Consider the following 22,544-nt stretch of genomic DNA (forward strand, 5'->3'; position numbering starts at 1 on the left):
ACTCCGGAGAGGACGTCTTCCCGGTTCTGATCATCGCTGAGCAAGGATGGCCTCCATGCTTTCCCGTGCCTCGGTCTCCCCGATCTCGCCCGCCTCCAGCCGACGCAGCAGCGCTCGGAGCGCCTCGTCGGTCCCGATGGCCTGCGGCACGGGGTTCGTTTCGAGTCGTCTGGTGGAGAGGTCCGTCAGGAAGACGAGGACCCTTCCCTGGTCGTCGGTAATACGTACGTCGTAATGCTTCAGCGCCCGGTCCGCTGTCCCCCGCCGCCCGACGACGTGTACGCGGCAGCGTGCGGGCAGCGTGCGGGGCCAGGCGGCCTCTCCCACCGCGAAGGGCAGTACGGGGGGGTCGGCAGGGTCTTCGAGGGCGGCCAACACCTGGAGCGCCCCGTCGAGGAGCGCGGGGTGCAAGGCAGCGTCAGGGAAACTCCCGTCCGCTGCCGTAGGCAGCTCGATCCGGGCACAGGCCTCGGTCTCTCCGGCGCGCACCTCGGTGAGGGAAGTGAGTGACGGGCCGTGGACGAGCCCGCGCTCCCGCAGTCGCCGGTAGTGCTCGACCGTGTCCACGTGACCGGTACACCTGCGCGAGAGGGCGTCCAGGTCAACCGTCTCCGTGCGGGCCCCCGTCTCGAGGACGGCGAGCTTTCCGGTGGCGTGCCTGACCGGCTCCCCGGCACCGTCCGTCGAGGAGATCTCGAATTCGGTTCCCGAGGATGCCCAGGACAACGTGACAACCAGGGTGAGGGTTCCCGTGTCGAAGGCGACCGGACTCTCCCAGACCAGGTTGCGGACGGCGTCCGCCCGCACACCGGAACGGTCGGCCGCGCGTCGGAGGAGTTCGAGGACGAGGACCCCGGGCAGGGTCCGCTGTCCCAGGACGACGTGGTCGCGGAGGAAGCTCTCCTCTCCCGTGAGGGTCACCGCCGACCTGTGTTTCCCCTCGGGGGACGGGAGAGGCTGTGGGGCGAGTGTCCCGACGGTCTCCCCTCCCCCGTACACGGTGTCCTCGCCGGTGTACCAGTAGCGGTGACCGTCGAAGGGGTAAGTGGGCAGGGGCAGTCTGGTGCCGCGCGGCCCCGTCCACAGTGCCGCCCAGTCCACTTCCTCACCGCGCAGATAGGCCTGCGCGCGGAGGAAGGGGAGGGAGGAGGGGGCACCACCGTCCGGTGCTCCCTCGGGCCGAAGATCCGTTCCCGTCAACGCCTCCCGCAGGCGCTCGGCGAACTCCTCCCTGGTCGTGGCCAGGAAGACCGTGCGTTCCCGGAAATGGTCGCGCCCGTGTTGGAGCTCGTGGGCGATCTCCGCGAGCGATGCTCGCGGGTCCGCGGTTCCCAGCCACGCCGACAGGTCTTCGAGCCGGGCCCGGAGCGCGGTCGGTGTCTGTGCCGAGACCGGCAGCACCGCTACCGGGCCGCAGTCCGGAACGTGCCGCTCGACGGGGGGAGCCTCCTCCAGGACGACATGGGCGTTGGTGCCGCTGAAGCCGAAACCGCTGACGGCCGCCCTGCGGGGGGACGAACCGTCCGTGGACCACTCCTTCGGCTCGGTGTTCACATAGAAGGGGGTGCTCTCGAAATCGATGTGCCGGTTGGCGCGCTCGAAATTCAGCGAGGCGGGGATCCTGCGGTGGCGTAGGGCAAGGAGGGTCTTGACGACCCCGGCGATGCCGGCGGCCGCAGCGGCGTGGCCGATGTTGGTCTTGACCGAACCGATCGCGCAGAACCCGTTCCGGTCGGTAGAGCGCCGGAAGGCGTTGGTCAGCGCCTCGACCTCGATGGGGTCGCCGAGCCGCGTGCCCGTGCCGTGGGCCTCCACGTAGCCGATCGTGTCCGGATCGATCCTGGCTGCGGCGTAGGCCGCCGTCTCCACGTCCGTCTGTGCACGGCCGCTGGGCGCGGTGATGCCGTTGGTCCGCCCGTCCTGGTTGATCGCCGTGCCCTTGATGACGCCGTGGACATGGTCACCGTCGGCCAGAGCCCGTTCGAGCGGTTTGAGTACCAGCACGCCCACACCCTCTCCCGGGCCGAACCCGTCGGCCGAGTCGTCGAAGGTCTTGCAGACTCCGTCGGGGGAGAGCATGTTCCCGTTGCTGGCGACGACGAAATAGTCGGGAGCCAGGGTGAGGAAGACACCGCCGGCGAGGGCCATGTCGCACTCGCCGCTGCGCAGGCTCTGGACCGCGAGGTGCAGGGCGACCAAGGAGGACGAGCAGGCGGTGTTGACGGCCATGCTCGGCCCCTTGAGGTCGAGGAAGTAGGAGATCCGGGCAGCCAGGACGGATGCTTCGTTGCCCCAGAAGGCCTGGGCCTCCTTGGTCGTCCCGGCCTTGTTCATCCGGGTCAGGTACTCGCTCGGCCCCACACCGACGAAGACGCCGCACGAGGTCCCGCCGAGCGAACCGCTGGGGTGTCCGGCGTCCTCCAGGGCCCGCCAAGACTCCTGGAGGAACAACCTCTGCTGGGGATCGGTCTGTTCGGCCTCCTTGCCCGAGACGTCGAAGAAGGGGGCGTCGAACAGGTCGATGTTCTCCAGGAAACCGCCACGGTCGCAGTAGGTGGTGTCGCGGCGTGCGGGATCGGGGTCGAAGTAGCGGGCACTGTCCCACCGTTCCGGGGGGACGGGGCGTACGGAGCTGACACCGTTCTCCAGGTTCGTCCACAGGGTGCCGAGATCGGGCGCGCCCGGGAACCGCCCGGACATGCCGACGACAGCGATGTCTCCCGGTGCACGGCGGTGACCGCTCTCGGGTCCGCCGGGCCGGGGAGCGGTGGCGGTGCGGTCGGAGGAGGAGCCGTCCCGGACCTCCGGTTCGGGCACCGTCACGACGACCCTGCCGACCGTGGCCCGGTCCTCCTTGAGGGCGTAGGCGTCGGCGACCCGGTCGAAGGGCACGACGTGGGCGACCGTGGGCCGTATCCGCCCTGTCTCCAGGTGGTCGGCCATGATCCGGAGGTAGGGAACGCGCTGTTCGGGGTGGCGGAGGAAGAACTTCTTGGTGTTGAAGCTGTGGAAGCTCTGGTTGTCGACCATCCGGGACAGGTCGACTCCGCCGGATGCCTGGAGCCCGAACACGGCGATCTCGACATAGCGTCCCTCGGGCGCCAGGAGATCGATCCCCCGTTGCAGGGCCCCGTCGGCCCGGGTGTTGACCACGACGTCCACCCCGCGGCCACCCGTTCGGCGCATCACCTGCTCGGCCACGTCGGAGCGACTGTGGTCGATGGGGTCGGTGAGCCCCAATCCGGCCAGGAAGTCGACCTTGGCAGCCGAACCGGCGGTGGCGATGACCTCGGCACCGGCGATCCCGGCCAGCTGGACCGCCATCAGCCCGTTGGTACCGGTGGCCGCCTCCACGAGTACGTGCTCACCCTCTCGGATCCCAGCCCGTTCCAGGGCGAGGTACATGGCCAGGAACCCGACGGGGAAACCACAGGCCTCCTCGTGTGTCACGTTGGAGGGTTTGCGGACGGCGAAACTCTCGTCCGTGATCACCACGGAGGCCTGTCCACCCATCTCGGGGCGGGTCAGGGCGATCACCTCGTCGCCGGGTTCCAGACGCCGTACGTCGGGACCGGTCCGTCGAACAATCCCCGAGACCTCCACCCCCGGAGTGAAGGGGAAGTCCGGCATCATCGGGTACAAGCCCCGGGCCGCGAGGAAATCCGAGAAGTTGACGGGGAATGCTCTGACCTGGATCTCGACCTCTCCGGGTCCGGGAGCGACCGGTTCCAGGGCGTGGATACGGAGGTCCTTCGGATGTCCGGGGCGTTCGAACCTGACGGCGCGGAAGCCCGTGGAACCCGATGGTGCCGCAGGAGTGGATGCCGTAGCGGCCGTTTCCGAACCGCTCACCTCCTCCCTGGCCCCGGAAGTGTGCCCGGTGGCGGCCGCCGGCGGCCCATGGGCGGTGTCTTCTCCGGAACCGTCCGCTGGCTCCGCTCCTGTGGTCTCCGGGGTGAGGCGCCCGGCCAGGGCCGTTCCGTGCTCCTCCACGACGAAGGCCGTCAAGGCGTCGACCGTCGGGTGGTCGAAGATCACGATGGTCTTGAGGACGATCCCCAGTTCGTGGTTGATCCGGTTGATCAGTTCGACCCCGACGATGGAGTCGACCCCGACGGATGTGAAGGGGGCACCGCCGTCGATCTCCTCGGGCGACATGCCCAGGCAGTCCGCCACGAGTCCGCGGATGATGCCGGACACCTGCGGGCCCAGGCCGGCCGACACGGGCCCCGTCGTCTTCACCGGAGAGACCTCCTCCTCACGTACCGGTACACCGTGGTCATCTCCTGTCGGGTCCTTCCGGACGGATCCCGGCGTTCCCGTCCCGGCCGCGATCACACGCTGCGACGGTTCACCTGGGAAGGTGGAGGTCCCCAACGCGACGGCGCGCCTGAACCCGGCCCTTTCCAACCTGCGGCGCCACGTGTGCACGTCGAGCAGCGGAGACCCCGGAAGCCTCCGGTCCCCGTCGGCGTGGTGCCACCATCCGTCGAGGAGACCGAAGGTGACCGTGTGGAAGGCCAATACTCGGGTGACTTCGGTCAACACCAGTTCCCCGTCCTCCGCCAGCAGTGAACGCACCCGGCCCAGGGCTGCGTCGAGGTCTTTGGAGGCGTGGACCGAGTTGGCCGCCACCACCACGTCGTAGTGGCCCGGCCGGATCCCCTGTTCGGCCAGGGGCAGGTCGATGTCCAACGACCGGAAACCGAGTTCGGCCCCGTGGCGGGGCAGTTCCCGCTCGGCCTGGCGCAAGAAGCGTTCGGAGACGTCCGTGAAGTCGTATGAGACGCCCCGTAGGCCTTCGAGAGCGGCGAGCACGCTGCGTGTGGTCGCCCCGGTCCCGGCCCCGATCTCCAGGACACGGACCCCGGCCGTCCTCCGGGGGTCGCGGATCCGCTGAAGCACGCGGGCGCGGACCCGGTCGGCCAGGAGGGCGTTGCAGTGGTCGACGAGTTCCTCATCGCGATAGATACCGGAGACCGGTCCAGTGTCACCCGAGGGGAACAGGACCTCCGCAGCGGTCGCCTCCCCTCTCAGGACCCGCGGCATGGCCGCCAGGCAGGTGGTCGCCAACGCGACTCTCGCCGAGAGGTTGGGGTAGTCCTCCACCAAGTGGTCAGCACTCGTGACCGGTCCGGCCGGGGAAGCCTTCGGCAGGAAGAACCGCCCCTCCTCCTCGAGGAGGTGCCCGTGACCGGCCAGAATGCCGCACAGTGTCTCCAGCAGGGGGCCGTACTTGGGCAGTGCCCCGGTGTCCCGGACCAGTTCCGTCCGGAGGTGACCCCGAATGCCGTCACGGAACAGGCCGAGCGAACGCAGCACATCCACGGCGTTCACGCGGACGAACGAGTCGAGCGCCCGTTGTTCGGTGTTGACATCCGCGCTCAGGGGCGTGAAGGGAGCTCCGGGTACGGTCACGGCCCCTTCGCCCGAGAGGTCCGCGCCGATCGCGGACAGGACGCGTTCGTCCGCACGGACGGCGACGACCTGTTGTTCGTCCCCGGAGAGGACCCGTTCGACGACCTCCATCCCCTCGGCCGGCCCGATGGAACCGTGCCCCTGGGACGCCAGGCGTTGCTGGTACTCCGGTGAGGCGACATGGCCCACCGTTCCCCAGAGCCCCCAGTTGACGGATCGGACCGGATAATCGGCGCGCGGCGCCAGCCATCGGGCCACGCCGTCCTGGGCCATGGAGGCCGCCGCGTAGTTGCTCTGCCCGGCGGAACCCGTGAACGACTGGACCGAGGACATGAAGAGCACGAAGTCGAGTGGTTCGTTCACCAGCAGGCCTGCGAGCGCCATGCTTCCCGCTGCCTTGGGGGCCATCACCTCGTCGAACCCGGTCTCGTCGAGCCTTTCGATGATGCCGTCACGCAGCACCATTGCCGTGTGGACCACCCCGTCGATCCCACCGAGGAGCGTTCTGGCCTCGGCCAGCGCCGATGCGGAACCCTCCGGGTCGGATACGTCGGCGCGAAGGTAGAAGGCCCGGCCCCCCGACGCCTCGATGGCCGCGATCTCGTCGTCGATCCCCGTGTCGTGGGGACGACGGCCGACCAGGACCATTCGGGCGGAGACGGTGCGTGCCAGGTGGCGCGCCAACGTCGACCCGATGCCGCCCGTTCCTCCGACGAGGAGGTAACGGCCGTGCTTGCGGAAGGGCGGGCCCGTCGGTCGCGCAGGGATTCCGATAGGTGCCAGCGCCTTCTCGTAGCGCTTGCCCGAGGCGTACGCCACCTCTTCTCCCCGGCGGTGGGCGGGTTCACGCGACAAGGAATCGACCAGGGCGGAGGCCGTTACCGGGGAGAGGTCCGTCCCACTCCCCACTCCCAGATCCACACAGACCGTGTCGATGTGCGGGAATTCCTTGGCGAAGGACTTCGAGAATCCGATGAGGCCCGCCGCGAGGGGATCGTCGACGCGGTTTCCGTCCACGTCCTGGACACCGCTGACAGCGATCCTGAGGGTCTTCAGGACCTGGATCAGGTCGCTGTCGGCCAAGGCCTTGACGAACCGGAACAGAACCTGCGCGCTGCGTTCGGTGGCCCCGGTTAGCGCACTCCCCGGCCCCCGGGGAGGGACGTCGCCGAGGACCCAGACGTGCCGGATCCGCCCCATTCCGCCGAGTGCGTGTGCCATCCCCGCCGAGGAACGGCTGTCGGCCTCCCAGGCGCGTTCGGCCACTTTCCCGTCGCGGTCCGTCAGGTACAGGTTCCACACCCGGTGTTCGCCCCTGTTCCGGGCGATCTTCCCGGACAGTTCCGAGGAGGCTCCCAGGTGTACGACGAGGTGGTCGTCCGTGTCGGGCTCGGCGGGCGGTCCGCTGAGCGGGCGTTCGCGCCAGTAGGGAGCGAAGAGGAGTCCGGCGGAAGGGTCCTTCACCTCTCGGACCGTCACTTCACCCAACCAGGCACAGACACGGCCCCGGTCGTCCATGAGCACCGCGTCGTGGCCCCCTCCGGGAAGGGCCTCGACGCGAGCGTAGCGTGCCGTGCGCAGGGGGCGTAGGATCCGGACCGATTCCACGGAGAACGGCAGACGGGTCGTGGCGGGGACGTCACCGTGCTCGAACTCCATGGCGGTGACGAGTTGGAGGGCGGCGTCCATCACCGGGGCGTACAGGGCGTACTCGTCCCCGGTGTCGGGCTCCGCGGCCAGGATCGGGGCGATCGCCTCGCCCTCACCGATCCGTACCTCTCCCAGCGTCCGGAAGTTGGGACCGTAGTCGATTCCGAGGCGCGAGAAGCAGCGGTAGACGGTCTCGTGGTCCACGGAGGCCGGGCAGCGCGACAACGTCTCCTCGGCGGGGAGGGGATCGGCTTCCGATGTGTCGAGAACGGCCCGGGCGTTCCCCCGGACGTGAACGGTCCGTGTGTCCCCGTCCGATGTGCTGATCTCGAACCGGGCCCCGAGCCCGTCGGCCGCGACCTCCACCGAGAGTTCGCGTCCGGGGACGGACACCTCGAACGGGACCGACCAGGACACGCGTTGGAGTTCGACCGGTTCGGCGAGGAACTTGGCGAGCACCCCCCTGGCCAACTCCAGATGGGCCACACCGGGCAGTACGGCCCGGCCCCGGATCCGGTGCTGGTCGACCAGGGCCGTTCCGGAGTCGATCCAGACCGGAACGGTCTCTTCCTCCTTCTTCTCCGGTTCTTCCCGCTGGAGGGCTGCATGCGGTGGCGCCTCGAGGGCTCCGGCCCGACGGCTCCATGGCACACCGCCTCCGGGGATCCAGTGGCGGGTGCGTGCGAAAGGGTAGGTCGGCAGTGAGATCCGCCGAGGACGTTCCCCCCGGTGGAGCGCGTCCCAGTCCACGGAGCCTCCGCTCACCCAGTGGCGGGCCAGCTCGTGGGGGTCTTCCCCGCTGGGGGGCTCGCGTCCCGGCTCCGGTCCGGCGGTTCCCGTGTACACGCCAGGGGCGGGTTCGGTGGTCTCCGCGAACCGCGAGAGCTGCTCAGCGAGCGCGGAGGGACTCTCGGCGACGACCGCCAAGCGGTGTTCCATCGCCTCCCGGCCGGTCTGGAGCGTGTGTGCGGCATCGCGCAACCACCTGCCCCCTCCACCCTCGGGGGCGTCCCCTCGTGTCGCGTCCCCGCAGACCTCCGCAGCCAGATCGGCGACGGTGTGCTCGGGGGTCGGACCATCGAACGCTGCTACCGGCTCGAAGATCTCCACGAGGCGCACGCGCAGGTCGGTGAGGCGGCCCGAGACGAGCCCGAGTTCCTCCAAGGTGTCGTCGGCGTGGATGTCCGTGGAGCGCACACCGAGCAGAGCCGCGATCTCGGCGGCGACGGCCTCCTTCACGTCTCCCTGCTCGTTCCCGGGCACCGCGGCCGAGCGGGCGGCCCTGGCCATCGTGCCGGCGTACTCCGCCAGGCGTTCGGGGGTGCGTGCGGAGAGGACGACGAGCTGTGGTCCGATGGGGTCCGCGACGGCTCCGGGGCCGGGTTCGACGTATTCTTCGAGCAGGACGTGCCCGTTGACACCACCGAAACCGAAAGAGCTGACACCTGCTCTGCGCGGCGATTCACCCTTTCCCTCGGTGCGGGGCCGCGGCCAGGGTTGCGTGGACTCCGCCAACCGTAGGGGGCCGCCTTCGAGCTTGATCTGCGGGTTGACGTTCTCGATGTGCAGGTTACCCGGGACACGGCCGTGCTTCATGGACAGGATCACTTTGAAGATCCCGGCCATGCCCGCTGCGGCCTCCAGGTGGCCGATGTTGGACTTGACCGAACCGACCAGGGTCGTGGGCTCGGTGAGCCGGGGTAGCCCGGAACGGTCCCTCAACTCCCTGAACGCCCGGTTCAGGCCGTTGATCTCGATGGGATCGCCCAGAGCGGTCCCGGTGCCGTGGACCTCCATGTACCCGACGGTCTCCGGGTCCACCCCGCCTTCCTCGAAGGCCCGCACGATGAGGTCGGACTGGGCGTTGGGGTTGGGGGTGGTCAGGGTGTTCACCCGGCCGCCGTGGTTCACAGCACTACCGCGGATGACTGCGTGGACGTGGTCCCCGTCGCGGATCGCCCGGGAGAGCGGCTTGAGCAGGAGCGCACCGGCCCCCTCCCCGCGGACGTAGCCGTTGGCACTCTCGTCGAAAGCCTTGCACCGGCCGTCAGGGCTCAGCATCCCCGCACGCGCGAAGGAGATGTAGATCATCGGCGCGAGGAGGAGGTTCACCCCGCCGGCGATCGCCGTATCGCACCCGCCGCTCCAGATCGACTCGACGGCCGATCGGATCGCCACCAGGGAACTCGAACAGGCCGTGTCGATGGGGAAACTGGGGCCCTTGAGGTTCAGAAGGTAGGACACCCGGTTGGCCAGGATGGCGTGGAACATACCCGTGGTGGTGTAGGCCTCGACGGGCACTCCCGCCTCGTTCAGGAGCTCGTAGTAGTCGTGAGTGGCGACGCCGACGAACAGGCCGGTCCGCTCCCGGGCGAGGTCCGAGGGTTTGTACCCGGCCTCCTCGATGGCCTTGTACGAGGTCTCCAGGAAGAGCCTCTGCTGCGGATCCATCAACTCGGCCTCGCGGGGCGAGATACCGAAGAAGCGCGCGTCGAAGCGGTCCACGTCCCGGAGGAAACCGCCCCACTTGCTGTTGGTGGTACCGGGCTCGTCGAGGGGGTCTCCGAAGTACTCGCGCCAGTCCCAGCGGTCGGCGGGGATCTCAGTGACCAGATCACGACCGTTGTCGAGGTGCTGCCAGTACTCGTCGAGGTCGCCGGACCCGGGCAGGACACCGTGCATACCGACGACGGCGATCGGTTCCCGTTCCGCGACAGGGGCGGCGGAAGGAACCCTCGGCGACGCGGTCTGCGGCGACGGGGCGGCGGTGCCCCCGGTCTTCTGGGGCCCGGCGGAGCGCTCCTCGCTCTCCGCGTCCGTGTCCGTGACTTCCCTCCGCGGCGCACGGAGGGCGGCGACCTCGTCGGGGAAGGACTCCTCCAGATGCAGGGCCACGGCGTCGACGGAGGTGTACTCGAAGAAAGCGGCAGGGGTGAGATCGGTTCCCAACCTCTGGTTCACCTTGTTGGCGAGCTTGCCGAAGGAGATCGAGTCGAACCCGTAGTCCCCGATGTCCGCGTCCGGCTCCACCCGTGCGGGGTCGAACCCGACCGTGTCGGCCACCTCCTCCGACAGCAGGGCGCGCAGGGCACTCCCGTCGCCACCGGCCTCTCCGGCTGGTGGAACAGGCACGACCTCAACGGGTGCGGGCACAGGTACTTCCCTCTCCGGTTCGCTCACGTCGGCCTTCAAGAGAGCGGCGACACCGGCTCCGTGTCCGGGAACGAACAGCACCTGCCCCGCCGAACGCGTGAGCAGCTGGTCCATGGCGGCGAGCCCAGGGGCGGTCTCCAGGGGCGCGATCCCCAGACGGTCGGCCAGGTACACGCGGACCTGCTCGTCCACACCCATGCCGCCCTCGGCCCAGAGGGGCCAGTTCACCGAGAGCGTCGTTCCCGAACGCGTTCCCCGCTCCTGCCGTTCGTTGCGCCATTCTGCGAAGGCGTCCAGAAAAGCGTTCGCGTAGGAGTAGCCCGCCTGCCCCGGGTTCCCGAGCGCCGAGGCGATCGAGGAGGACAGGACGAACAGGTCGAGGGGATCGTCGCGTGTGGCACTGTCCAGGTGGAGAGCGCCCCGCATCTTGGGCGAGGCGACCTCCTCGACCCTGGGCGCGCTCTCGTGCATCAGGTAGCCGTCCCTCAGGACACCCGCGCAGTGGAAGACCCCGTTGACCGCGCCGTAGGTCTCCCTGGCCGTGCGTACCGCGTGTTCGGCGCCCTCCGCCCCGGACACGTCCGCGCTGAGGTAGATCGCCTCCCCACCGGCTTCGCGGATCCGGCGGAGCAGGGCCTGCGTTCCGGTGCCGGCTTCGGAGCGTCCGACCAGTACCATCCGTGCGGAGACGGTGGAGGCCAGGTGAAGGGCGGTGAGGGCCCCCAGACCGCCGGCGCCTCCCGTGATCACGTGGACGCCGCCGCGTCGGAGCGGGGAAGGGGCGGCTGCCTCTTGGGACAGGCCGTTCTTCCAGATCCTGGCCAGACGCCGTCCCCGCTCGTACCGGACGTGTTGGCCTTCCTCCCATCCCGCGTCCAGTTCCGCCTCGATCGGTGCGAGGGAGCCGCTCGGGTCCCCCGCAGCCAGGGCGGTTATGCCGGAGACCGGAAGTTCCAGGAGGCGGTGGGACAGACGCCGGCTCTCCCTGCCCGCTGTACGCAGCATCCCGCCGAGGGCCTCGTAGGCGGGTTGGAGGTTCCCCCGTTCTCCGGGGAAGACGTACAGGAAACGGGTGGGGGTCCGGTCGCCGGCGGAGAGGACCGCGCGCGTCAGGTGCAGGAGCGGGACGAGGCCGTCGGCGAACTGGCCCTCGAACTCGTGGACAGTACCGCTGAAGACCGTCCTCGACCACAGGACCACGACGTCCCTACGGGCAGCGGTGGGGAGAGCGGACACCAGCCTGGTGAGATCCTCCGCTTCGTGGGGACGGACCTCGAACTCGCCGTTCCCCCGTTCCCTGTAGGCCTCGCCGGGGACGGCGACGACGGCCGTCCCCGTACCGGCCCTGGCACGCAGGAGCATCCGCCCCGCCTCCAGCGAGGGCGCGAGGAGGACCGTCACCGCGCGTTCCGCGTCCTGTCCCGGAGCGGAGGCGGTGGAGAGCGGGGTGTCCTCCCACACGGGGTGGAAGAAGGAGCCCGGCGTCTGCGCCTTCTCCGGGGCCGGGAGCTGTGCCTTCCAGGGCCGCAGCCAGAAGTCGCGGACGAGGACCAGGACCGTTCCCGCCTCGTCCAGGACACGTACTTCGAACTTGCCGCCGTTCTCCGTGGCAGTACGCAGGACCACGTGGGCCGAGCACCGCCGCGGCAGCGGGCCGAAAACCTCGACGGAACCGATGGTGAAGGGCAGGTGCAGGCCGGATCCCGGTCCTCTCCGTGCGATGAGTTCCAAGGAACCCTGGAGGGCCGAGTCCAGCACGCTCGGGTGCAGTGCGAAGGTTTCGGAACCGGTCTCCAGGTGTTCGGGCAGGCGGAGCTCGCTCAGGACCTCGTCCCGGCCGAAGTGGAACCGCCTGGCCCCCTGGTAGCCCGGACCCAGTTGGAGACCGCGCTCGTGGACACGCGGGTAGAACTCCCGGGCCTCGATCTGTTCGGAGCAGCGCGCACGTACCGCGTCTACGTCCACGGGCTCGGGCTCCGCACCCGGCGCCGGCGTTCCGGTCTCGGCCCTGCCCCGACCGTGGACGAGGCGTTCACCGTCGGAGCTGTGGCTGAAGACCTCGTAGGAGTACCCGCCCGTCCGCTCGGTGAGCGCGATGTGCACCCGGCGGGGTTCCTCGACGGTGACGGGTGCGTCCCAGACGTTGCTCTTCAGGGAACGGACACGCGCCCCCAAGGACCGCGCCGCCGCTCCCACCATCTCCAGGTATCCCACGGCGGGAAAGACCGGTACCCCGTCCACACGGTGGTCGTCGAGGAAGAACTCCTCCCCATTGAACAGGACGGACCCCTCCCCGTCCTCGAAGACGTCGACGAAGGGGTGCTCCGCGCCCGGGCCGCCCCCTTGCGGCCAGGAGAGGCCACGCGCCCCCTCGGGCGGGCGGGGAAGCCAATGGCGTTCCCGGGCGAAGGGGTAGCCGGGGAGCTCGACGTGCCGCAACGGCTCCGGGTACATCCGGGCCCAGGGGACGCGTGCTCCGGCGACCCAATGGGCGGCCAACGCGGGAAGGTCTCCCTCCGCGAGGGCCCGTTCCACCTCGGCGCGGGCGGTGTTCACCGGGCGCCCCCCGCCGGCCCACCGGTCCTCGTGGCGGTATTCGCCCTGTTCCTCGTCCCTCAACCGTTCGATCAGTTCGTCCACGTCGTGGACCAGGTAGGCCACGCGCCGTTGGAGGGGTTCCCTCCGGACCTGGAGTTGGTGGGCAACCTCTGAGAGCGGGGGGAGCTCGTCCATCGCCCGGAGCGCCCCGGCAAGGACCCCGCACCACGCGCGCAGGCGTTCCTCGTCCCGCGCCGAGACCACGGCCAGGTGCAGGCCCCCCGCGCTTCCTCTCGGGGGGAGGGCGCCCGTGTATTCCTCGACGACCACGTGGGCGTTGGAGCCGCCTGCGCCGAAGGCGCTGATACCGGCCCTGCGCGGGCTGTACTCGCCCGGGGCCTCCCCGGTCGGCTTCTGGTGCCATACGGCTGCTTGCCTCTGCAAGCGGAAGGGCGTCTCGGCGAAGTCGATGCGCGGGTTGTCGTGCTCAGCGTTCAGGGAGGGCACGAGGGTTCGGTGGCGCATCTGGAGCAGGACCTTGGTGAGCCCCGCGATGCCGGCGGCGGACTCCAGATGGCCGATGTTGGTCTTGACCGAACCGATCGCGACCTCGGAAGGACCCGCTCCGTCGAAGACCTGGCGCAGCCCGGCGATCTCCACTGGATCGCCCAGGGCCGTCCCCGTCCCGTGCGCTTCCACGTAATCGATGTCGTCGGGCCCGAGGCCCGCTCTCCTCAGCGCCGTGTCCACGAGTTCGGCCTGGGCACGGGGGTCGGGGACGGTGAAACCGTTGGTGCGCCCCCCGTGGTTGACGGCGGTGCCGCGGACGACACCGAGGATGCGGTCGTTGTCGGCCCTGGCCCGTCGGAGCGGCTTGAGCAGGACGGCCCCCACCCCCTCGCCGGGAACGAAACCGTCCGCTTCCGAACCGAAGGTGTGGCAGCGCCCGCTCCGGGAGAGCATCTGCATCTGGCACAGCCACTCGTACTTGCTCGGATGCAGGTAGAGGTTGACCCCTCCTACGAGCGCCATACCGCACTCGCCCCGGCTCAGGCTCTCGTACGCCAGGTGCAGGGCACTCAGCGACGACGCGCAGGCCGTGTCCACGGGCATGCTCGGTCCGTGCAGGTCCATCCAGTAGGAGACCCGGTTGGCGATCGACCACGGCATGGAGTTCGGGACGGCCCTGCCTCCTCGCCTGCGGTGGTCCGGCCCCCACAACAGGTAGGACTGGGTGGTCACCCCCACGAATACACCGACCGAACGACCACCGGCGCTGTCCGCTTCCCCCAGCCTGTACGGCGGGTAACCGGCATCCTCGAAGGTCCGCCACGCGCTCTGGAGGAAGAGCCGCTCCTGGGGGTCCATCATCTCGGCCTCACGCGGTGAAATACCGAAGAAGAACGGGTCGAAACAGTCGACGTCCCGTAGGAAGGCACCCCACTTGCAGTACATGCCGCCCTCATCGGCCGCTTCGGGGGCGTAGTGCAGGCGGTGGTCCCACCTCTCCGAGGGGATCTCCGTCACGGCGTCCCTGCCGTGGAGGAGGCCGTCCCAGAAGCCGTCCAGGTCGTCGGTGCCCGGGTAGCGGCCGTCCAGGCCGATGATCGCAACGGCACCGTCGTCGGCGTCCTCCTCGCGTTCCGGTACCGGCACGGTCGTGGGCACGGGAGGTGGAAGGGCCCCGTGGTGCTGCGTGGCGGCCTCCGGCCCCTGTGTTCCCTTCCGTGCCAGGAGCGCCGCGGGGGCCTGGGCGGCGATCCGAGAGGCCGCCTGATCCAGGGTCCTGCATTCGAACAACAGGGTGTGGGCGACCACGCCGAGGTCGTTCTCCAGGCGTGTGCTGAACTGCGTGATGAGGATGGAGTCCAGACCGTACTGGTCGAGCCCGAGATCGTGATCGATCTCCTCCTCCGGGACGGAGAGCAGGTCGGAGAGCACCGAAGCGCAGTACGAACGCGCCGCGTCCAGCGCCGCGTCCCCGTCGACCGGCTGCTCGGTGTCGACGGAAGGGGGAGCGAACGCACGCGGCTCCAGGAGGGCAGGGGCCTCGACGTTCCCGCCGTGGAGGAAGGTGTGGTTGTCGTTCGCGGAGACGAGTGCATCGTCGAACAGTGCGAGCCCGATACCGGTCGGTAGGGGGGTCAGTCCCGTCGTCGGGCCGAACACGCCCGTGGATTCCTCACCCACGCTCATCCCGCCCTCTGCCCACAGGGGCCAGTGGATGACCACCGTGCGTCCGGAACGCTCGGTTACCGAACGGCGCCGGCCTGCGAAGCCGTCCAGGAAGGAGTTGGCGAAACCGTAATCGGTCTGACCGGGGTTCCCCACAACGGCCACGGCCGAGGAGAAGAGCACGAACACCTCGATCGGATCGTCCCGAGTGGCTTCGTCGAGGTTGACGGTCCCGGTCACCTTCGGTGCCAGGACCGCCCGGACGTCCTGTTCCGTCTTCGTGGGAAGGGATCCGTCCCTCAGGACCCCGGCCGCGTGAACCACTCCGGTGATCGGCCCGTAGGCGGACCGTGCGTGTTCCACTGCGGCGGAAAGGGCGTCCGGGTCGGTGATGTCCGCGCTGAGGTAGGTGGCCCGTGTACCGCACTCGGTGATCAGATCGGCCGCGTCGGCAGGAGCGTTCGGGGAGCGTCCCAGGAGAACCACCTTGTTCCCGGGATCACGCAGGAGGTGGCGGGCTGTCAGGACACCCAGGCCCCCGCCGCCCCCGGCCACGAGGTACGTCCCGCTGCCGGGCGCGGGCCGTTCCGGGAGCGGTCGGACCGCACCGGTCTCCATGACCCGATGGCGACGCAGGAAACGGCGGCCTCCCACTCGGAGAACGGCACCGTGCCCGTCCCGTGCCGTCTCGTCGGCCAGCGCGGTCCAGAACTCTTCTCCCTGCGGCGGTCCGTCCATCGCCAGCGCGACCAGTCGGGCCGCGGCGGTCTCACGGCGCAGGCTCGCCGAGAGCCCAGCGACCGCACTCGACACCGGCCCGGGGGCTCCGTCCACGGCCCGGCCGGCGTGGACGAGCCCGAAGCGTTCCCGTTCCGCGGACAGGGCTTGGAGCAGAGGGAAGAGGACGAGCGCGGCCTCGGTGACGGAATCGCTCGTGTCCTCGTCCTTCCACTCACGTGTTCCCAGGACGACGACGGTCGTCTCCGTCCCGGAGGAAAGGCGTTCGGAGCCCACGACGCGGGACCAGTCCTCACGTTCCCGGGGCCGCACGAGCCAGCCCTCGGCGGTCTCGGTGAACGAGTCCCCCTCCCGGGCCCAGTACACCGGCCGTGGGGAGAACGCGCGGGAGGCCCTCTCCTGCTCCTGTGCACCGGCGCCGTCGGCCACCACCACGAGGACCGCGCTCTCGGGCGTGGCCTGCGGCGGGTCCTCTGTGGCCTGGCGCCAGTAGGACTCGACCCCCATGACCTCGTCCTCGCCGGTTCCGGCAGCCTCCGATTCCGCGGACCCGTGTGCGGCCACGGGTTCGGCGGGGCCGTCGAGACGGTGGTGGTGGGGGTCGAAGACACGTGTGGGCAGAGGTGTCTTCCGGAAGGTGCCTCCCGGATACCGGACGCCCCAGTCGAGCCGTGCCCCGGCGAGCCACAGCTCCGTGAGGGGGCGTACCAGCAGGCCGGTGAGCGACTCCTCGCCACCGATCTCCACGTGGGCCGCTCCGGTGTCGGCCGTTCCCGTGCACTCGCCGATGCTCAGGACCGCCGTTCCCGGCGGCGGATCGGTGAATGAGCCGTTCTCGGCCCTGCTCCGCCATTGCGCGACCGTGCCCATACCGTCGCTCGCCCATCTCCGGGCCGTCGGCGATGTACGAAGGGCCTCTCGGGGAAGGAGACGGAACCGGCCCGCCATCCGTTCGGCGACCGCATCGGCGTCCCCGTCCTCCAGGAGTTCGAGCACGTCCTCGGCGGTCAGCAACCCTTCGAGGAGCAGGTCCAGGACCTCGCCCAGGTGTGGATCGGTGAACACTCGTTCCCGGGGCAGATCCCACTTACGGTTGAGCCTGTCAAGCGCGTTCTGCACGGCGAGGGCCGTGAACAGGGACCGTTCGCCCTCCGGTTCCGAGGCGTCCTGGAGGCCGGCGGCCTCGATCGGTACCTCCCGGTCCGATCGTCCGTGCGCGTGGAGTGAACTGTTCCATTCCCGGAGGTTGTTGCGGAAGGTGTGCTGGCCCTCGACCAAGGACGCGCCCTTCGCGACGAGTCTCGCGTGTTCGTCCCCGTTCGGGGCCGTGTCGACAAGCAGGGAACGGAGATGCTGCCCGTCCGGGACCGGAGCGTTCCAAGGCTCCCCAGTGGCCGGGTCGACGAGGGGGACGGTGGGAGCGAACAGTTCTTCTCCTCCCGCGGCGACGCCTTCGGCGATCCGTACTGCGTCAGCGGGGTCCAGGGAGCCGACCGCGGCCAGGGCAGGCCAGAGACCCGGTCCGGGGGCACAGACTGCCGCGGGCTCCAGCCCGTGATCGAGCAGGAACCTGAGGAGGAGATACCCGAAGAGGCACTGTTCCCCTGGACCCTGTTCCCCCGCCCTGAGCCGCTCCACCGTCCCGGCGAGGCCGTCGGTGGCCTCCGCCGTCGTGTCGAGGACACCACGCGGTCCGGGCGAGTCGATGAACTCCCGGACGACAGGGGCCGAGGGCAGACTCACCTGTCCCACACGGAGCCACCAGTCCTCGTGCTGGGCCGGGGGCTCGGAGGGAACACCGTCACCAATGATCTGTGCGATGTCGTCCAGGTCGTGGACCACGCCCGCCAGACGGTGTCCCGAGTGCGTACGGCCGGTCGCCAGGGTGGCACAGACGTCGGGTACGGACACCGTGGATGCTCCTCCGGCGGCCAAGAACCTCTTCCACTCGTCGACACTCCTCCGCAGGGAAGCGGCCGAGTGCGCGGACAACAGGAAGGGGTGGGCACCGGGGTCCTCCCCCTCTCCGTGTGGCTCCGCCGACCGCCCGGAGGAGGGCAAGTGTTCCTCGACGACCATGTGCGCGTTGACACCTCCCATACCGAAGGAACTGACCCCGGCCCTCAGGGGCTCGTCCGGCTCCTCGGACGTCCAGTCCTCCGGGGCCAGGGCGAGCCTGAACGGGCCGTCCTCGAAATCGATGAGGGGGTTCGGTTCACTGATGTGGACGCTGGGCGGGACCACCCGGTCACGCATCATCATCAGGACCTTGATCAGTCCCGCAGCGCCGGCCGCGGCCTCCAGGTGACCGATGTTGGGTTTGACGGAGCCGATCCGGCACCAACCCGTGTCCTGTGAGGCCTCCGTGAAGACACGGCGCAGCGCTTCCACCTCCACCGGGTCGCCGAGCGATGTACCGGTCCCATGGGCCTCCACGTAACCCACGGTCCGGGGATCGGTCCCGGAACCCTCCAGCGCCGCTGTGACCACATCGACCTGGGAATCGACCGTGGGGGCCGTGATTGTGGGACGGTTGCCCCCGTGGTTGACCGCTCCTCCCCTGATGACCCCGTAGACGTGGTCGCCGTCCCGTTCGGCGTCCTCCAGTCGGCGCAGGAGGAGGACGGCCACCCCGTCACCGGGCACATAGCCGTCCGCGCTCTTGTCGAAGGTCCTGCACAGGCCCCGCGGGCTGAGCATGCGTGCTTTGGAGAAGGAGATGTACTTCCACGGGTGCAGGTTCAGGCTCACGCCGCCCGCCAACGCGAAATCGGTCTCGCCCTGAGTGAGGGAGCGCGCCGCCATGTGGACTGAGACGAGCGAGGACGCGCACGCGGCGTCCACCGAGACACTCGCCCCTCGCAGACCGAGGACGTGGGAGACCCGGTTGGCCAGAAGACAGTCGTATCCCCCCAGCCCGGAGTGGCTCTCGACGGGGACGCCCGGGTCAGTGGCGGCCTGGAGGTGGTCCCGGCCCATCACTCCCATGTGGACCGAGGTACGCGCTCGCCGGAGGTGGCCCAGGTCGATGCCGGAATCCTCCACGCAGTTCCAGGACTCCTGGAGCAGGAGTCTTTGCTGGGGATCCATCGACCGTGCCTCCCTCCGCGAGATCCGGAAGAAGAGGTGGTCGAAACCGTAAGGTTCCTCGACCATGCCGCACCACTTGCTGACGCTTCGTCCGGGCGCGGTGACGTCGGGGGAGTAGAAGCGTGAGAGGTCCCATCGGTCGGCCTCGATCTGCCCGATGGAAGAGGTTCCGGCGTTCAGGTTCGCGGCGAATTCGTGGTGGTTGCGAGCCCCGGGAAAGCGGCAGGAAAGACCCACCACCGCGACGGCGTTCCCGGCACTGTTCACGGGCGTTGTCGGCATCAGTACCGCTCCTCCCCCAACAAGACGGACATTCTCCGTTGCAGATAGGCAGCGGTCTCGGTCATCAGACGGACGCCGATCTCGTCCACGTGCCGTTCCCTCCAGGAGCGCTGGGGGGTGTCGCGGATCCACTGGTTGAAGGCTCCGAGGGCGGGGCCGCAGTGGACCTGGTAATCCACCCGGCACGAGTCGTCGCCCTCCATGGCCGCGCGCTGGCTGTGGCCGAAGTACCAGCGGAACACGAGCGCCATCTTGTGCTTGGGGTTCTGCTCGGCCTTGCGAACCTCTTCCGGATCGCGTTCCAGGAAGTAGGCCTCGGTCTCCTTCCAGACCTCTTCGAAGGTCCTCCCGAAGTAACGGGTCTCGATGCGGGAGCGCATTTCCGGGTCGATCTCGTCCAGCGATTCGTGGCTGCGGTAGAGCTCGTGGAGTTTGCGCGCCCGGGCGGGGAAGAAGACGCCCTTCTTGAGGACCTGGACCTGAGCGCCCAACTCGAACATGTCCCCAGCGGGCGCGTAATCGGTGTCCTGGACCTCGATCGCCTCGAGCATGGTCTTGACCGGCTCGCTCATACCGGCCTCCACGGTGCAGAGGTTGATCGAACCGGTGAGGACGAAGTCGGCGCCCAGGAGGAATGCGGTGGCCGCCGCCTCCGGTGTCCCGATCCCCCCGGCGGCCCCCACACCGACGGGCCGGTCGTATCCGTGTTCCCCGTGCGAGGTGTCGCGCATACTGCGTATCGCCGGAAGGAGCACCGACAGGTGGCCACCGTCGGTGTGTCCACCCGAATCGGCCTCCACGCACACGTCATCGGCCACGGGGACCCGTGAGGCCAGCGCGGCCTGTTCCTCACTGACGAGCCCCTGCTCGACGAGGCGACGGACCATCCGCTCGGGCAGGGGGGAGAAGAACGCCTCGGCGACCTCCGGCCGGGAGACCTTGGCGATGATCCTGTTCCCGGGTTCGACCCGACCGTTCCACGATCGCAACCCTTTGATCCGATAACGGGCGAGCGCCGGGGTGATCCTCATGAACGCCGACGCCTCGACGATGTCCACTCCGTGTTCGAGGAACAGGTCGACGGTCTCTTCCTCCACGGACGGAAGGGTGGGATCGTGGACGAGGTTCATCCCGAACGGCGCCCCTTCACCGACCCGGCTCCGGATGGATCGGAGAGCCCTCTCGATCCGGCCCCGGTCCAACCCGCCCGTTCCGAAGAAGGCCAGGATCCCGGCTCGGGACGCGCGGACCACGAGTTCTTCCGAGGCGATCCCGCGATACATCGAACCGCAGACGTAGGAGTACTTCGCTCCGTAGGCACGGCGGAAGGTCTCGCTTCCCAACGTCCGCGCCGTCAAGCGCCCGCCCGGACCGGTGTCGGCCGGGGCCGGCGGCACGGTCGTTCGAGAACGCTCGGTCCCCGCTTCCCGGTGGGTCTCCCGGATCTTGTCGACGAGCCCGGTGAGTACACGGCCAGGGCCGAGTTCCTCGAAATCGGTCTCTCCCAGGTCCAGCAGATACCGGACCGTCTGTGCCCAGAGGACGGGTTCGACCAACTGCTGTGTGAGGCTCCGGCGGAGGTCCCCATGGACGTGCGGTCTCGCCGTGACGTTGGCCATCACGGGCGTGTGGGGCGGTGTGAACTCGACCTCGTCGAGGAAACGCGCGAACTCACGGCTCGCGGGCCCCATGAGGCGTGAGTGGAAGGCTCCACTCGTCTTGAGGGGAAGGTACGCCCTGGCTCCGGCGTCGGTGAACGCCTGCTTCGCACCTTCGACGGCGGTTCTGTCCCCAGACACGATGATCTGCTCCGGGGAGTTGTGGTTGGCCAGCTCCACACCTTGGGCATCGGCCGTCTCCAGTACCGAGCGGACACCGTCCTCCGACAATCCGATGACGGCCGCCATGGCACCGTCGCGCATGCGTGACATCAGCTCGCCCCGGCGCTGGACCAGTCGGAGGCCTGTGCCGAAGTCGAATGCTCCGGCTGCGAAGAGCGCCGTGTACTCGCCGAGGCTGTGTCCCGCGAAGTAGTCGGGTGCGGGTGCCCCCGAACGTTCACGGCGGAGGTGGGAGAGGGCCCCCACCACGAACAGGGCCGGCTGGGTGAACCGCGTGTCGTCGAGTTCCTTGCCGGGATCATCGACGCAAAGTCGCTCGATCGAGTATCCGAGGATCTCGTCCGCCTGAGCGACGAGTTCAGGGAAGTCCGGGAAGAGATCCCTTCCCATACCCCGCTTCTGTGATCCCTGCCCGGGAAAGAGGATGGCCGTCATGCGCTGACCTCGCTGAGGGGAGTGTGAGCGGTGGGCGGGAACGCCGGGTCGGAGTTCGCCGATGCGTTTCCGGTCCCGCCCCGAGGGGGCGAAGGGGTCGAGGATCGTCGTGGCTTCCGAGCGCGAGTCCTCGGACAGGTTCTGCCGGGCGAAACCGGCGAGCGTTCCCGAAGGGCCGAGGTCGAGGCAGTGGAAGGGGCCGCCCTCGTGCTCCAAGTCGCGAATCGTGTCACGGAAGCGGACCGGGTCGCGCACCATGCGCCACAGGTGACCGGGCTCGAAACGCGTGAGCTGACCGGCGGACTCGCACGAGACCACGGGGATACGCGGGGTCCTCATCGGCAGGCCGGACAATGAACGCAGGTAATCGGGGGCCGCGGCGTCCATGCCGGCCGAGTGGAAGGCGTAGTCGACCGCCAGGCGCTGGTGGACGATCCTCCTGGCCGCCAGTTCTCGCTCCAGGCGTTCCAGGGGCTCGTCGGCACCGGAGACGACCAGGTGTCTCGGGGAATTGACTGCGGCGATCTCCACATCAGCGCCGGGCAGGAGGTCCCTCTTCAGGGTTTCGACGTCCTCGAGGATCGCGGTCATCCCGCCGGGAGGACAATGGGTCGTCACCAGTCGGACCTGCTCGGAGACGGCCGCCGCCAATTCCTCCTCGGTGATGCTCCCCGAGACGGTCGCAGCGGCGAACTCACCGAGACTGGCTCCCAGGAGCAGATCGGGTTCGATGCCTTCGGCACGCAAGGTCTCGGCCATCGCCAGCTCGATCATGAGGATGGCCGGATGGGTGTACTCCAGTCGGCTGAACGGATCGACGGCCGTGCGGTCGTCACGATGGATCTCTTCGAGAACCCCGGGCAGCCCTGCCCCCGCGAAGACACCGTCGAGGCGCTCCAAGGCACTCGCGAAGACCGGGTGGGAGGAGCGGAGTTCTCGGCCCATCCCGTAGTAGTGGGACCCCTGACCGGAGAACATGAAAACTGTCTGCCTAGACTTCAAGTCCACCTCCAGACAGGAAAGGTATAAAGACAGGCAAGGAGGACATCACCATAGGGCATAACGCCAATAAGCACCAGAAACGATTCAAGCCTGACCAGATACGGACATCACTTGCAGAGCGGCACAGGGCTCTGACATCGGCCTACTGCTCAGTAACAAGAACTAGGACCCGGATGATTTCACCCAAGACCTCATGTAACCACAGAAATCAACCACTCGCCA

Annotated in this window: 2 protein-coding genes; both read right to left on the reverse strand. The window is 69.0% G+C overall.

The features are described 5' to 3' along the window. Window positions 1-30: 30 nt before the first annotated feature. Window positions 31-19,044: an SDR family NAD(P)-dependent oxidoreductase gene (locus D456_RS26680; protein WP_152442612.1), complete on the reverse strand. Its 19,014-nt coding sequence runs from the start codon at window positions 19,042-19,044 to the stop codon at window positions 31-33. Then, on the reverse strand, window positions 19,044-22,298 hold the full coding sequence (gene fabD / locus D456_RS0118325; protein ID WP_017577639.1) for an ACP S-malonyltransferase: 3,255 nt from the start codon (window positions 22,296-22,298) through the stop codon (window positions 19,044-19,046). The genes D456_RS26680 and fabD overlap by 1 nt, the downstream gene beginning before the upstream one ends. Between the last annotated feature and the right edge of the window lie 246 nt (window positions 22,299-22,544).

Origin of the sequence: Nocardiopsis kunsanensis DSM 44524, from assembly GCF_000340965.1 — a bacterium.
Lineage (GTDB): Bacteria > Actinomycetota > Actinomycetes > Streptosporangiales > Streptosporangiaceae > Nocardiopsis > Nocardiopsis kunsanensis.